Source organism: Stenotrophomonas sp. Marseille-Q4652 (assembly GCF_916618915.1).
GTDB lineage: Bacteria > Pseudomonadota > Gammaproteobacteria > Xanthomonadales > Xanthomonadaceae > Stenotrophomonas.
Genome location: NZ_CAKAKE010000001.1, coordinates 1,684,830 through 1,699,521 on the forward strand (window position 1 = coordinate 1,684,830; position 14,692 = coordinate 1,699,521).

Genomic DNA, 14,692 nt, shown 5'->3' on the forward strand with positions numbered 1-14,692 from the left:
GCATTCCCAGCCATGCCCACTTCTGCCCGCTTCGATCCACAGGCACTGTCCCGGCAACTGCGCGACGACCCGCAGGCCGCGTTCGCCACCGCAAACGCCGCAGCGCAGGCCGGCGATGCCAACGCGCAGCTGCTGCTGGCGCAGCTGTACATGGAAGGCGCCGGCACCGGCCGCGATGAGCCTGCAGCGCTGCTCTGGTATGAGACCGCAGCCAACAACGGCCATCCGCTGGCAATGAACCAGCTCGGCCGCTGCCACGAACTTGGCCGCGGCTGCACCGTGGATTTCGCCTTGGCCGCGGTCTGGTACCGGCGCGCGGCCGAGGCCGGGCTGGACTGGGGCATGTACAACTTCGCCAACCTGCTGGCGACCGGTCGCGGCGTCGCGCAGGACCTGCCCCGCGCGCTGGCCTTGTACACGCAGGCCGCGCACAGGGGCCACGCCAAGTCGATGAACCTGCTGGCACGGCACCTGGAGGAAGGGCTGGAAACCCAAGCCGACCCCGATGGCGCCCTGGCCTGGTACCGGCGTTCGGCCGAAGCCGGCGACTTCCGCGGCCAGGCCAACTACGCTTCGATCCTGGTCCAGGGCGGACAGATGGACGAGGCCGTGCACTGGCTGCGCCTGGCACTGGAGCATGGCAGCCCGGCCTTTCTGGCGCAGATCGTGCCGCAGCTGGCCGCCTCTCCCCATCCCCGGATCCGCGCGCTGGTCGCGCAGGCCCAAGACTGAGGTCGTCCCATGCTGCTGCACATCCCCAACGTGCTTTCCCCCGAACAGGTCGCAGAGTTCCGTCGCAGGCTCGAGAGCGCCAGCTGGACCGACGGGCGCGAGACCGTGGGCCACCTCGGTACCCACGCCAAGCGCAATGAACAACTGCCGGAGAGTTCGCCGCTGCGCCGCGAGCTGGGCGAGACGGTGCTGCTGGCGCTGGCCAGCAACCCGCTGTTCTTCAGCGCCGCGCTGCCGCTGAAGTACCTGCCGCCGCGCTTCAACCGCTACACCGGCGGCGGCACCTACGGTTTCCACGTCGATGGCGCGGTGATGAACCTCGCCCAGGGCGAACAGCTGCGCTCCGACCTGTCCTGCACGCTGTTCCTGTGCGGACCGGAGGAGTACGAAGGCGGCGAACTGGTCATTGCCGACACCTACGGCGAGCACGAGGTGAAGCTGCCTGCGGGGGACCTGATCCTCTACCCGTCCAGCAGCCTGCATCAGGTCCGGCCGGTGACGCGCGGCGCCCGCCTGGCCTCGTTTTTCTGGGTGCAGAGCATGGTCCGCGACGACGGCCAGCGCCGCATGCTGTGGGAACTGGACACCGCCATTGGCCGCCTGCGCCAGACCGGCGCCGACGACGGTGCGGTACTGCAGCTGACCGGCCTGTACCACAACCTGCTGCGGCAGTGGGCCGACACCTGAGCAAACCACCATTCCTCATGCCCCGGGGCCTCCTGCACTGCAGGGGCCTTTTTTATTGGCGGCCGCCGCTGCCGCAAGGTAAAAACGGCCGCCTTGATGCAAATCAATTGCTGTTGCGACTGATTCTCACTAAGATGCGAGCCCTTGTCGGGAGATGAATGCGGTCACGACCGCCCGCTCCCGTATCGCTTGCCTGGATGGTCAGCCGTCGCCCACCTCCAGCTCCAACTGCTGGGACCCCAATCTCGATGACTGCTCGCTCCCCTAACTTTCCCGCCCATACCGCGCTGGGCCTGGCCCTGGCCTGCGTGCTGGCCGTACCGCTGCCGGCCCTGGCCGCGCCCGAAATCGACACCCAGACCCTGGACAAGGTGGTGGTGACTGCCTCGGGCTTCGAACAGAAGCTCACCGATGCGCCGGCCTCGATCTCGGTCATCACCGCCGAGGAACTGGTCTCCCGCCCCTACATCACCCTGCTCGACGCCGTCCGCCAGCTCGAGGGCGTGGACATCGGCGAGACCCGTGACAAGACCGGCCAGGGGACGATCTCCATGCGCGGCATGGGCAGCGACTACACCCTGATCCTGATCAACGGCCGCCGCCAGAACAACCACGGCGACATCTATCCGAACAGCTTCGGCGGCAACCAGTTCAACCACATCCCGCCGCTGGACGCGATCGAGCGCATCGAGGTCATCCGTGGCCCGATGTCCACGCTGTACGGCGCCGATGCAATGGGCGGCGTGATCAACGTGATCACCAAGCGCGAACTGGACAGCTGGTCCGGCTCGCTGACGGCCGGCCGCACCTTCGAGACCAACAGCGACTACGGGGACGACAGCACCGTCGATGCCTTCGTCACCGGCCCGCTGGTGCCCGGCAGGCTCAACCTCAGCGCCCGCGCCAGCCGCTACCAGCGTGATGCCTCCAATCCCACCTACGGCGATGTCATCGATCCGGCCGGGGAAACCCATAGCCGTGCACTGGGCTTTGGCGGCGGTGGCAAGACCGTGGACAACACCAACAGGTCCGCCGGCCTGACCCTGGCCTGGTACCTGTCCGACAGGCAGACGCTGACCGTCGACGTGGACACCTCGCGCCAGCAGTACGACAACGCGATCAGGATCAACGATGCGGGCGTGGAGGAATACCCCGTCGGCACCGTCGACAACTACGGCGCGATGCTGCGCGTGGGCAACAACGGCCGCATCGAGCCGCGCGCCGGTTATGCGCCGCAGCAGGAATTCAGCCGCGACAACTGGTCGATCAGCCACGAAGGCGTCTGGAGCTTCGGCAACTCGCTGGTGACCCTGTCGCGCGTGGAGACCGACAACAGCGGCCGTACCCTCCCCTACACCGTGACCGAGCGCCAAGGGCTGCAGCAGCTGTGGAATACGGCCTGCGCCAACCTTGGCGGCAGCATCAATGCCGGCTACTGCGCACCGTCGGCGGCAATGGGCTATCGCAACGCCAATGCCTGGAACAACCTGTCCGAGGCGCAGAAGCTGGCGGTGATGCAGGCCAACCTGTCGGCTGACCAGTTCACCGCATTGCAGGGTTACCTGCCGCGCCCGCAGCGCACCCTGGAAAGCAGCCAGTACACGCTGGATGCAAAGCTCGACATCCCGTTCCAGGCCGCCGGCGAGCACACCGCCGTGGTCGGCGCCCAGATCATCCGCGGCGAGCTGGTCGATGGTGTGTTCGGCATGGAAACCAGCCACCCGGGCGGCAAGCAGGAACACAACATGTTCTCCGTATTCGCCGAGGACACGTGGAAGATCAGCGCCCCGTTCGCGCTGACCGGCGGCCTTCGCTACGACAACCACCAGGTTTTCGGTGGCCACGTCAGCCCGCGCCTGTACGGCGTCTACACCCTCGGTGACCGCTGGACGCTGAAGGGTGGCGCCAGCACCGGCTTCAAGACCCCCAAGACCACCCAGCTGTACGACGGCGTGGTCGGCTTCGGCGGCCAGGGCACCAGCCCGCAGTTCGGCAATCCGGACCTGCAGCCGGAAACCAGCACCTCCTTCGAGCTGGCCGTGTACTGGCATCACGCCGACGGTCACAGCTTCGATGCCACCGCGTTCCGCAACGTGTTCGATGACAAGATCAGCTCCCAGCCCTGCGGTGCCGGCCTGCTGGTCGAGTGCGCCGCGCCGGGCGACTACGCGCAGATCGGTTACGGCCCTTCAGCCACGCGCATGGTCAACATCGACAAGGTGGTGACCCAGGGCGTGGAGCTGGCCGGGCACTGGCAGTTCACCCCGTCCTTCAGCCTGCGCGGCAACTACACGTACACCGATTCGGAGCAGCGCAGCGGCGCGGAAAAGGGCCTGCCGCTGGGCGACGTCGCCCGCCACATGGCCAACGCCACCGCCAGCTGGCAGCTCAGCGAGGCGGTCAACCTGTTCCTGACCAGCGAGACCCGTTCCAGGCGCTTCGAGGGCGTGTCGGCGATCAGCGGGCAGCCGCAGTACTACCGCGACTACACCGTGTTGCACCTGGGCGGCTCGTGGGCGATCAACCGGTTCGTCACCCTCAACGCGCGCATCAACAACCTGCTCGACCGCGACTTCACCACCTACTCGGCCGAGTTCAACGACCTCGATGGCGACGGCGTGTACGAGGACGACACCGACGAAGTGATCTACCGCGACCACTTCAACAACAAGGACAAGGCGCGCAGCCTCTGGATGAGCGTCAACGTGCGCTTCTGATCCAACCGTGCATGAACCGGGGGCCCGCCGGCTGTCGCGGGCCCTGGCGCGGCCTGCGGCGGTGCGGCCGGGCGCAGTGTAGAGTGCCGCCACCTTTCCGCCGTGCCGACGATGAGCCGACCCGTCTTCCACTCCATCCAGGTGCTGCGCGGCCTGGCCGCCCTGCTGGTGGTGCTGTTCCACCTGCGCATCGTCGAGGGCAAGTACGGTCAGGGGCCACTGCTGCTGGGTACACCTGTGGGCTATGCCTACAACGGCGTGGACCTGTTTTTCGTTCTCTCGGGCTTCGTGATGACCACCATCGCCGCCGGGAGCTACGGCTCCCCGCGCGAAGCCGGGCGCTTCCTGCTGCGCCGTGGCTGGCGGATCCTGCCGCTGTACTGGCTCTACACCACCGTGGTGCTGGTGCTGACGCTGGTGGCACCGGGCATGGCCAACACTTCCTCTCACGAGCAGAGCGTCCTTGCCTCATACCTGCTGTGGCCGCAGGCCGAGCTGCCGCTGTTGACCGTGGGGTGGACGCTGACCCACGAGGCGTTCTTCTACCTGCTGATGGCCGTGGCCATCGCCTTCGCGCGTGCACGCCACCTGCCATGGCTGCTGGGCGGATGGGCCGTGGCCACCGTGCTCGCGCATGCCTGGCCCCCGGCCAGCAGCACGCCCTGGGCGGCGGTGCTATCCAGCCCGCTGTCACTGGAATTCATCGCCGGCGCGTTCGTTGGCCTGTACTGGCGGCAACTTCCCGCGTGGCTGGCGCTGCCCGTCATGGCGCTGGGCCTGGCCATCTTCCTCGGCGCGATGGTGTGGTTCGCCGGTCCGCCGGCACAGGACGTACCGGTGCTGCAGCGGGCGCTATGGTTCGGCCTGACCTCGAGCCTGCTCGTACTCGGTGCGGTGCGCTGGGAGCAGCAGGCCCGGCCACGGTTTCCACGGGTGCTCACGCTCATTGGCGACAGCTCGTTCTCGCTGTACCTGGGCCATGTGTTCGTGATCTCCGCCGCCGGTCGCCTGTGGCAGTACAGCGGCTGGAACAGTGCTCCGTGGCAGCACGCTGCCTTCGTGCTGGTTGCGGTCGTTGCCAGCGTGGTCGTGGGCTGGGTTTCGTGGCGGTTGCTGGAACTGCCATTGCAGCGCATGGCCCGGCGTCGGGAGGCGGGCGAGGTAGCCGCGACTCCGACCGCCCGCGCCGGCTGACCGCCAGCGCGCGGGTCGATACACAGCGACACAAATTGCGAATCATTCTCATTGGTGGTGTAATCAGCGGCCCGCATACAGCTTCAAGCGAGTCCTCTTGGCACCCGCCCGTCCTCCTGCCGCCGCTGCCGTCCAGCAACAACCCAGCCGGGGCTTCTGGCTGCGGACCCTGCACCAGTGGCACTGGATCAGTTCGGCGGTCTGCCTGGTCGGCATGCTGCTGTTCGCCATCACCGGCATCACCCTCAACCACGCCTCGCGCATCGAGGCCAGCCCGCAGGTGGATACCCGCCAGCTGGAGATGCCTGGCGAGCTGCTTGAGGCCCTGGGCGGGCGCGAGGACGGCAACGCGCCGCTGCCGCGCGAGACCGTGCGCTGGCTGGACCGCGAGCTCGAGGTCTCGATCGGCCGCCGCCCCGCCGAGTGGTCGGCCGACGAGATCTACCTGTCGATGCCCGGCCCCGGCGCCGATGCCTGGCTGAGCATCGACCGCGGGACCGGCGCGGTGGAATACGAAAGCACCCGTCGCGGCTGGGTGTCCTACTTCAACGACCTGCACAAGGGACGCAACGCAGGACCGGCCTGGGGCTGGTTCCTGGACATCTTCGCCGTGGCCTGCCTGGTGTTCTGCATCACCGGCCTGTTCCTGCTGCACCTGCATGCGCGGCAGCGCCGCATGACCTGGCCGCTGGTCGGCCTGGGCCTGGTGGTGCCGCTGCTGATCGCCCTGCTCCTCATCCACTGAACCGCCTTCCCGGAGTCGCACGATGCGCGTCACCCTCACCATCGCCCTCAGCGGCCTGCTGGCCGCCTCCCCGGCCTACGCGGCCACGCTCGACGTCAATGTCGAGATCCCCAAGCTCAGCGTGGCCGAGTACCACCGCCCGTACGTGGCGATCTGGATCGAAGGCGGCGATGGCAAGTCGGCCGCCGACCTGGCCGTGTGGTACCAGCAGACCGCCAACGCCGAGGGCCACGGCACCAAGTGGCTGCCCGACCTGCGCCAGTGGTGGCGCAAGAGCGGCCGCAACCTGCAGGTGCCGGTGGACGGCGTGACCGGCCCGACCCGCCCGGCCGGCAAGCACGCGCTGTCGTTCAGCGACAGGCAGCAGCCGCAACTGAAGAAGCTGCCCGCCGGCGACTACACCCTGGTGGTGGAAGCCGTGCGCGAAGTCGGCGGCCGCGAGCTGCTCAAGATTCCTTTCAGCTGGCCGGCCAAGGCCGCCCAGAACGGCCGCGCGCAGGGTTCGACCGAACTCGGCGCGGTGTCCCTGGCCATCAAGCCCTGATCCCCCTTGCCTGACCCTGGAGCATTCCCGATGAAGCGTTCGCTTGTCCTGGCCGCCGCACTGGCCGCCGCCCTCCCGTTCGCCGCCAATGCGCACAAGGCCTGGCTGCTGCCGTCGCAGACCGTGATCGCCGGTAGCAATCCGTGGATCACCGTCGATGGCGCCATCTCCAACGACCTGTTCTATTTCAATCACGTGCCGGCACGCCTGGAATCGGTGGTGATCACCGCCCCGGACGGCAGTAGCGTGCAGCCGCAGAACGGCGCCACCGGCAAGCTGCGCAGCGTGTTCGACATCGAACTCAAGCAGCAGGGCACCTACCGCATCGCCACCGTCAATGACGGCCTGTCGGCGACCTACGAGCTCAACGGCGAGCGCAAGCGCTGGCGCGGCACCGCCGCCACCCTCGGCGAGCTTCCGAAGGATGCGAAGAACCTGCAGGTGTCGCAGGCCGTCGGCCGCGTGGAGACCTTCGTCACCAACGGCAAGCCCAACGACACCGCGCTCAAGCCGACCAACCGCGGCATCGAGCTGGTCGCCGACGGCCACCCGAACGACCTGTTCGCCGGCGAGGAATCCACCTTCCGCGTGCTGGTGGACGGCAAGCCGGCCGCGGGCCTGGAGTTCGAGATCGTGCGCGGCGCCACCCGCTATCGCAACGCGCAGGACGAGATCAAGGTTACCAGCGACGCCAACGGGCAGATCCGCGTGACCTGGCCGGAAGCCGGCATGTACTGGCTGGAAACCGGCACCGAGGACGACAAGACCTCGGTGCCGCAGGCCAGGCAGCGTCGCCTCAGCTACGTGGCCACGCTGGAAGTGCTGCCGCAGTAATGCGACCGGCCGGGAGTGCAAAACGCTCCCGGCCCGCCTCTCCCATGCCCGATCCCACGCTCGATATCGCCAGCCTCGGTGGCCACACCATGGGCACCCAGTGGAGCGCCCGGCTGGTGCTGCCGCGGCACCGTGACCTGCATCCGCTGCACGCCGGCATCCAGGCGCAGCTGGACGGAGTGGTCGCGCAGATGAGCACCTGGGAACCGGGTTCGGACATCAGCCGCTTCAACCGCGCCGCCGCCGGCAGCTGGCACGTGCTCCCGGAAGGTTTCTTCCAGGTACTGGAAACGGCGGTGGATGTCGCCCGCCGCAGTGACGGCGCGTTCGATCCCAGCATCGGCCCGCTGGTCGCGCTGTGGGGATTCGGCGCGCATGCGCGACAGCCGCGACTGCCCTCGCCCGAGGCGCTGGCCGCCGTGGCCGCACGCTGTGGCTGGCAGCGCCTGCAACTTCGTGCGGAGAGCCGCCAGGCCCTGCAGCCCGGTGGACTGGAGCTGGACCTGTCGGCGATCGCCAAGGGTTTCGGCGTCGACCAGGCCAGCCGCTGGCTGCGCGCAGCCGGCATCACCGCCGCGCTGGTCGAGGTCGGCGGCGAACTGCATGGCTACGGCAGCAAACCCGATGGCCAGCCGTGGCGGGTGCTGGTGGAACCCGGCCCGGACGAGGACGCGCTGGATGCACCGCCGCGCGTGCTCGCCCTGGACGGCCTTGCCGTGGCCACCTCCGGTGACCGCTGGCACCACCACGACATCGACGGCCAGCGCTACAGCCACACCCTGGATCCGCGCAGCGCCCGCCCGGTGCCACATGCCACCGCCGCGGTCACCGTCATCGCGCCCACCGCGATGGAGGCCGATGCCTGGGCCACGGTGCTGACGGTGATGGGCGCCGCCGAAGGGCTGGCCTTCGCCACCACCCACGACCTGGCCGCTCGCTTCGTCAGCCGCAGCGCCGAGGGCATTGTCGAGACACTCAGCCCGGCCTTCGTCCGTCACCTGGACGCCAGCGCATGAGCCGGCTCACGCCTTCCCGCGCCACGCTGGGCAACCTCGCGGTCATCGCGCTGCTGCTGGTCGCCGCCGCGCTGCTGTTGCGCCTGCACCTGGGCGAGGACTGGTGGCCGGCGCCGCCACTGGCCCGCCACTGGCAATGGGCCGCCGCCACGCTGGCCGCCTACACGGCCGGCTGCGCGGCACTGTGGTGGCGCAACCGGCCCCGCGCCGACCAGCTGCCCGATGATGGCCCGGCGCCGGTACTGGTCGCCTGGGCCAGCCAGACCGGCTTTGCCTGCGACCTGGCACAGCGCACCGCCGATGCGCTGCGCGCCAGCGGCCTGCCGGTGCGTGTTCGCGCAATCGACAGGCTCGACGCCGCCACCCTTGCCGCCAGCCAGCAGGCGCTGTTCATCGCCAGCACCACCGGCGAGGGCGACGCGCCGGATCACGCTGCCGCCTTCGTGCAGGGGCTGATGGCCAGTGCCCTGTCGCTGTCGCACCTGCAGTACGGCGTGCTGGCGCTGGGCGACCGCAGCTACCAGCACTACTGCGCCTTCGGCCACCGGCTCGACGACTGGCTGCGCCAGCGCGGCGCACACCGGTTGTTCGACACGCTGGAAGTGGACAACGCCGACCCAGCCACGCTGCGCCACTGGAAGGAGCTGCTTGGCCAGCTCGGCGGTGATGCCAGCGCGATCCCCGACTGGACCGCGCCGCAGTACCAGCGCTGGCGTCTGCAGCAGCGACGGCTGCTCAATCCCGGCAGCGTCGGGGCCGGCGTCCACCTCCTGTCGCTGGTCCCGGCCGATGGCGCGCTGCCGGCGTGGGAAGCCGGCGACATCGCCGAGATCGGCCCGCGCAATGCGCCGCAGCGCGTCGAGCAGTGGCTGGCCGCGCACGCGCTCGATGGCGACACCGTGGTCGCCGGGCAGCCGCTGCGCGAATGGCTGTCGCGCTCGCATCTCCCGGGCGGGGCCAGCGCCGATCCGGCCGCACTGGTCGCGGCACTGGAGCCGCTGCCGCACCGTGCCTACTCCATCGCCTCGGTACCGGCCGATGGCGACCTGCAGCTGCTGCTGCGCCTGCAGCGCCAGCCCGACGGCACGCCCGGCCTCGGCAGCGGCTGGCTGTGCGAACACGCCGTCATCGGCAGCAGCATCGACCTGCGCCTGCGCGGCAATCCCGCCTTCCATCCGCCAGCCCCGACGCAGCCGCTGGCCCTGGTCGGCAACGGCACCGGCATCGCCGGCCTGCGCGCGCAGTTGCGGGCCCGCATCGAGGCCGGGGCACGCCGCAACTGGCTGGTGTTTGGCGAACGCAACGCCGCGCACGACTTCCATTTCGGCGACGAGCTGCGCCAGTGGCACGCCGACGGCTGGATCGAGCGGCTGGACGTGGTGTTCAGCCGCGATGGCGAAGAACGCCGCTACGTGCAGCACGCGCTGGCCGCGGCCAGCGACACGCTGCGGCAATGGGTGGACGACGGCGCCACGGTGATGGTGTGCGGCAGCCTGCAGGGCATGGCGCCGGGTGTGGATGCGGTGATCGAACAAACCCTGGGCATGGCCGGCAAGGAACAGCTGATCCTGCAGGGCCGCTACCGCCGCGACGTCTACTGATCGTGCTTCAGCCCAGCGGCAGGTGCCAGAAGCAGCTCCACGGATCCGCGACGTAATCGCCGAAAGGCCCGCAGGGCTGGAAGCCATGCCGCGCATACAGGCGATGTGCGGGCACGAACGCCGGCGCGGTGCCGGTTTCCAGCCACAGCGCGTGATAGCCGCGGGCCCTGGCCGTCTGGATGATGTGCACCAGCAGCGCCGAGCCAACGCCGCGGCGCTGCTGGCCGCCGGCGGTGCGCATCGACTTGATCTCGCCGTTCCCTGCGTCGAGCTGCTTCAACGCTCCGCAGCCCAGCAGCTGCCCGTCTTCCCAGGCACTCCAGAAACTGATCGAGGGCTGCCGCAGTGCTTCCAGGTCGAGCGCATGGATGCTGCAGGCCGGCGAATGCCGGCGCATGTCGTCGACGTGATCGCGCAGCAGTGCGGCAATTTCCCGCCCACGCAGGTCGTCGAGCCGGATCTCCATCAGCCCTCCCCGCGCGGGCTCACCCGCACCGCCAGCAGCTCGCCGCCTCCACGCAGCGCGTAGCGACGCCGCGGGCCGGCGCCGAGCCAGGCACTGTCACCGACCTGCAGCGGCGGCAGCCCGGGTTCGCCGTCGAACTCGGCCTGGCCGGACAGCAGGTGGATCGCCCATGCCGTCTGCGGTTCGCTGAAGAAGAACATCGAGCCGACCAGCGGCCGGTGCAGCAGCTCGGCATCAAGCACGCCGCGGCGCCACATCAGGTTGAAGTCGTGGGTGGTGCCGTCGATCAGTTCACCGCGCACTACGTCCTCGCCGGCGAAACGCAGGCGGTCATGCGGCGGATTGAGGGTGTGGCAGCGACCGTCCCCGAAGCGCAGGCGCAGGCCCTCGCCACGCAGCAGCACCAGCTCGCGCTCGATGCCGGGGAAGGCCGAGAAATCGGCGTCCTGCTCGATCTCGGCAATCGACAGCCGCAGCGCCCAGTCGCCCTGTCCGGGAATGCGCAGGATCTCGCGGGTCCAGCCGAGGCCGTTGCGCCAGCGCTCGCGGCGGTAGTCGTAGGCGGGAATCACCCGCGCGGGCAGGGTCAGGGCATCCATTGCGCCATTCTGCCCGAGCCATGGTGGTTTCTGCCGCTCCAGAAAACTAGGGACGACGGGATCGCTCCCGCCGCCCCCCCTCCCGGATGCGGAACTCAGCGCGGCATGGCCAGGCTGTCGGCGGTAAGCGGCTTGCCCGGGCCGCGCGGCACGGTATTGATCGTGCCATCGGCCGGCAGCGCGGCGCCGCTGTCCAGGTGCGCCTGCACCCGGTCCAGCGCGGCATACACGTACGGCAGCAGCGGCACGTAGCGCGCGGCGTAGTCCGGCAGGCCCAGGAAACCATCGAAGTGCTGGGCGTTGCGCACCTTCCAGTAGCGCACGTCGCGACCGGCCGACTGCGCGGCGGCCACATAGGGCGCACTGCTGAACGCCGGCGGGATCAGGCCGTCGTCCAGACCGTGCACCACCATCACCGGCAGACCCTTGCGCGGCAGGCCGGCGCGGGTCTGTTCGATGCCGGCACGCACGCGCCTGGCGTCCTCGCCCTGCCCGTCCCAAAGCGCGCGCAGGCACTGCAGGCCGGCCAGGGTGACGTCGGGCATGGCGAACTTGCTGTCGATGATGCCGACGCCGGCACCGGGCGGAATGCCGCTGCCATCGGCGATCCACGCCGCACGCTCGGCCGCGGTGGAGGCACGCGCACTGAGGTCAGGGTTCAGGGCGGCGAACGAGTAACCGCACGGGTGTTCATCGACGCCGTAACGACCATAGGCCGACGCGTAGGTGACCGCCACCGCGCGCCACAGGTCGAAGGCCACCGACAGCGCGCCGGCGCGCAGCGCCTCGTCGGTCCAGCCGCGGCTGCGCATCAGCTCATGCGCCGAGCGCGCCTGCTCGGCAGTAGTGGCACCGCTGACCTGGCCGCCAGCCGCCAGCGAGGCACAGCGCACCGCGGCGCCGGCCTGCACGGCGGCAGGCAGCGGCGGCTGTGGCAGCTTGTCCACGTCCAGCAGCGCGCACGGCATCAGCAACGCCGCTTCGGTGGTGTAGTCGTACAGCGCGCGGGCGCCGTGACCATTGGCCAGCACGTTGGGCTCGCCGGCGACCACGGCGTCGAGCCAGTCGCCTTCCAGTTCGGCCGCACGCAGCACCGCGCCGCCGCCGTTGGAAATGCCCACCGCAATGATGCGGGTGTTGTCGAAGGTGAACGGCGCGGCCTGCGGGTACGCTTGGTCCAGCGCATGCAGGGCGAACTGCGCCGCCTGTTTCACGTGGCGACCCCAGTCCGCTTCCGGGTTTTCCTGCGAATGCGCATGCTTGAATGCCACGCCGGACGCACCGGTCGGCGCCTCCGGCACGAAGGCCAGGTCATCCGCCGCATCCACGGCGGCCACGCTGCCGTCGGCGCGCACGCCCTGCTGCGCGTCCAGGTCGAAGTAATCGCTGCCGGCGCCCTTGTCGGTGTAGACCACGGCGCAGCCCCTGGGCAGGCCCCAGGCCGCCGCGACCGACACCGCACCGTAGATGCCGCGCGAACCGGACGACGGCGCGACCAGCACGCAGCGCTTGCCGGTGTCGAACGCATCGGGCACCTGCGCCAGCACGCGGTGCGGCTGGCGTGCGCCCGGCAGCCTGGCGTAGGCGGAGAACTCGCGACCCGGCACCGCGCCCAGGCTGCCGAACAGCTCGCCGTAACCGCCGCCCGGGGCGAGGTCGGCGATGCCGCGCCAGCTGCTCCACAGCGCGCGGCGACGCAGTTCCTCCACGGTCGGTGCATTGGCATCGGCAAAGGCCGGCGGCCCCATGCTGCGCAGGCCGGCCAGGCCGAGCCCGCCGGTCAGCAGGTCATCGCCATCGCGATGCACGCTGCTGCGCTCGTTGCTGAACATGGAAGCCCCGGCAGGACCGCTGGCAGGGCGGCTGGCGCACGAGGCCAGCGAGAGTCCGACAATCAGGCCGCAAGCGGCGCGCAGGATGGGCTTGTTCATGCCACGACACTAGCAAAGCGACCAGCGGCGTTCATCGTACTTTGGTACCACGCGCGCGGCCGCTCCCCCCTGCTACCTTGCCGCCCATCCCCCTGTTTCATGGAGTTTTCGATGGACCGCTTCCTGCAAGGCCGCACCGCGCTGGTGACCGGCAGCACCTCGGGCATCGGCCTGGCCATCGCGCAGACGCTGGCCGCGGCCGGTGCAAGCGTGGCCATCAACGGCCTCGGCAGCGACGACCAGATCGCCCAGGCGCTGGACAGCGTGCGCCAGGCCGGCGGCGGCGAAGCCCGCCACTTCAATGCCGACCTGCGCGATGCCGAACAGATCAGCGCGATGCTGGCCGACGTGCAGGCGTGGTCACCGGTGGACGTGCTGGTCAACAACGCCGGCATCCAGCATGCCGCGCCGCTGGCCGAGCAGCCGGTGCAGAAGTGGAACGACATCATCGCCATCAACCTCAGCGCCGCCTTCCACACCATGCAGCACCTGCTGCCGGGGATGGCCGGGCGTGGCTACGGCCGCGTGGTCAACATCGCCTCGGTGCACGGCCTGGTCGCCTCGAAGAACAAGGCGCCGTACGTGGCCAGCAAGTTCGGCATCGTCGGCCTGAGCAAGGTGGCGGCGCTGGAATATGCCGCGGCCGGCAGCCGCGCCAGCGGTGGCGTCACCGTCAACTGCGTATGCCCGGGCTGGGTGGAGACGCCGCTGATCGAGCCGCAGATCCAGGCCCACCGCAACGGCGGCTCGCGCGACGACGGCGTGCGCGCACTGCTGGAAGAGAAGCAGCCGAGCCTGCGCATGTCCCTGCCCTCGGACATCGCGGCGATGGTCGCTTGGCTTTGCCGCGACGAAGCGCACAATGTCACCGGCGCCAGCTTCCCGATGGATGGCGGTTGGACGTCCCAGTAACCACTTCCGGATTGCCCATGCCCACCCTGCTGATCGCCGATGACCACCCGCTGTTCCGTGCCGCCCTGCGGCAGGCCGCCAGCGAGGCGGTGGCGGCGATGGCGGTGCGCGAGGCCGAATCGCTGGACGGGGTACTGGCCGCACTCGATGCCGAGCCGGACATCGACCTCATCCTGCTGGACCTGCACATGCCGGGCAACCACGGCCTGGCCGGGCTGGCAGCGATCCGCGCGCAGCATCCGGGCGTGGCGGTGATCGTGGTCTCGGCCAACGACGACCCGCGCGTGGTGCGCCGCGCGCTGGACCACGGCGCGGCCGGCTACCTGCCCAAGAGCGCCGGCCTGGACGACCTGCGCGAGGCGATCCGCAGCGTGATGGCCTGCGAGCAATGGCTGCCGCCGTCGCTGCGCGCGGCGGTGTCGCGCGCGCAGTCCTCCAGCCACGACAGTGAACTGGCCGCGCGCCTGGCCAGCCTGTCGCCACAGCAGTTCCGGGTGCTGGTGCTGGTGGCCCAGGGCCTGCTCAACAAGCAGATCGCCGACCGCCTGGACGTGCAGGAACGCACGGTCAAGGCGCACCTGTCGGCGATCTTCGAACGACTGGGCGTGCGCAACCGTACCCAGGCCAGCGTGGTGCTGCGCGAGCTGGAACTGAGCGACCCGGCGCGGCAGATCGAGGTCTGATCCGGCGGCACAACCCCGGGCCCATCCGGCT

14 protein-coding genes are annotated in these 14,692 nt (G+C 69.7%); 11 read left to right on the forward strand and 3 right to left on the reverse strand.

The features are described from left to right. The first annotated feature begins 12 nt into the window (after positions 1 to 12). The 9 genes from LG380_RS07875 (at position 13) to LG380_RS07915 (ending at position 10,070) form a co-directional block, all read left to right on the forward strand. On the forward strand, positions 13 to 732 hold the full coding sequence (locus LG380_RS07875; protein ID WP_225764411.1) for a tetratricopeptide repeat protein: 720 nt from the start codon (positions 13 to 15) through the stop codon (positions 730 to 732). Between the two features lie 9 nt (positions 733 to 741). Continuing rightward, positions 742 to 1,419, forward strand: a complete 678-nt coding sequence (locus tag LG380_RS07880) for a Fe2+-dependent dioxygenase (RefSeq protein ID WP_225764412.1) — start codon at positions 742 to 744, stop codon at positions 1,417 to 1,419. A gap of 248 nt (positions 1,420 to 1,667) precedes the next feature. Continuing rightward, positions 1,668 to 4,136 (forward strand): TonB-dependent receptor, encoded by a 2,469-nt coding sequence (locus LG380_RS07885; RefSeq protein WP_225764414.1) that lies wholly within the window; start codon positions 1,668 to 1,670, stop codon positions 4,134 to 4,136. 111 nt (positions 4,137 to 4,247) lie between these two features. Then, on the forward strand, positions 4,248 to 5,330 hold the full coding sequence (locus LG380_RS07890; protein WP_225764415.1) for an acyltransferase: 1,083 nt from the start codon (positions 4,248 to 4,250) through the stop codon (positions 5,328 to 5,330). Positions 5,331 to 5,427: 97 nt separating this feature from the next. Continuing rightward, positions 5,428 to 6,075, forward strand: a complete 648-nt coding sequence (locus tag LG380_RS07895; protein ID WP_225764416.1) for a PepSY-associated TM helix domain-containing protein — start codon at positions 5,428 to 5,430, stop codon at positions 6,073 to 6,075. A 22-nt stretch (positions 6,076 to 6,097) separates the two neighbouring features. After that, positions 6,098 to 6,619: a DUF2271 domain-containing protein gene (locus tag LG380_RS07900; protein WP_225764417.1), complete on the forward strand. Its 522-nt coding sequence runs from the start codon at positions 6,098 to 6,100 to the stop codon at positions 6,617 to 6,619. A gap of 30 nt (positions 6,620 to 6,649) precedes the next feature. Continuing rightward, positions 6,650 to 7,453 carry a DUF4198 domain-containing protein gene (locus tag LG380_RS07905; protein WP_225764418.1) on the forward strand — a complete coding sequence of 268 codons (804 nt, stop codon included), beginning with the start codon at positions 6,650 to 6,652 and terminating at the stop codon, positions 7,451 to 7,453. A 44-nt stretch (positions 7,454 to 7,497) separates the two neighbouring features. Further along, positions 7,498 to 8,469 (forward strand): FAD:protein FMN transferase, encoded by a 972-nt coding sequence (locus LG380_RS07910; RefSeq protein ID WP_225764419.1) that lies wholly within the window; start codon positions 7,498 to 7,500, stop codon positions 8,467 to 8,469. Further along, positions 8,466 to 10,070, forward strand: a complete 1,605-nt coding sequence (locus LG380_RS07915; RefSeq protein ID WP_225764420.1) for a sulfite reductase flavoprotein subunit alpha — start codon at positions 8,466 to 8,468, stop codon at positions 10,068 to 10,070. The genes LG380_RS07910 and LG380_RS07915 overlap by 4 nt, the downstream gene beginning before the upstream one ends. Before the next feature lie 7 nt (positions 10,071 to 10,077). Here the strand turns inward: LG380_RS07915 and LG380_RS07920 are convergent, their stop codons facing one another. The 3 genes from LG380_RS07920 to LG380_RS07930 form a co-directional block, all read right to left on the reverse strand. Continuing rightward, entirely contained in the window at positions 10,078 to 10,536 is a 459-nt protein-coding gene (locus LG380_RS07920) for a GNAT family N-acetyltransferase (RefSeq protein WP_225764421.1), read from the reverse strand. Continuing rightward, on the reverse strand, positions 10,536 to 11,135 hold the full coding sequence (locus LG380_RS07925; RefSeq protein ID WP_225764423.1) for a HutD family protein: 600 nt from the start codon (positions 11,133 to 11,135) through the stop codon (positions 10,536 to 10,538). Before LG380_RS07925 ends, LG380_RS07920 begins: the two co-directional genes overlap by 1 nt. A 95-nt stretch (positions 11,136 to 11,230) precedes the next feature. Continuing rightward, entirely contained in the window at positions 11,231 to 13,066 is a 1,836-nt protein-coding gene (locus LG380_RS07930; protein ID WP_225764425.1) for a D-(-)-3-hydroxybutyrate oligomer hydrolase, read from the reverse strand. Between the two features lie 111 nt (positions 13,067 to 13,177). On the opposite strand from LG380_RS07930, the gene LG380_RS07935 reads away from it, so the two are divergent. After that, positions 13,178 to 13,978 (forward strand): 3-hydroxybutyrate dehydrogenase, encoded by an 801-nt coding sequence (locus LG380_RS07935; protein WP_225764426.1) that lies wholly within the window; start codon positions 13,178 to 13,180, stop codon positions 13,976 to 13,978. Between the two features lie 17 nt (positions 13,979 to 13,995). Continuing rightward, complete coding sequence (locus LG380_RS07940) at positions 13,996 to 14,661, forward strand: response regulator transcription factor (RefSeq protein WP_225764427.1); 666 nt, start codon at positions 13,996 to 13,998, stop codon at positions 14,659 to 14,661. Positions 14,662 to 14,692 lie beyond the last annotated feature (31 nt).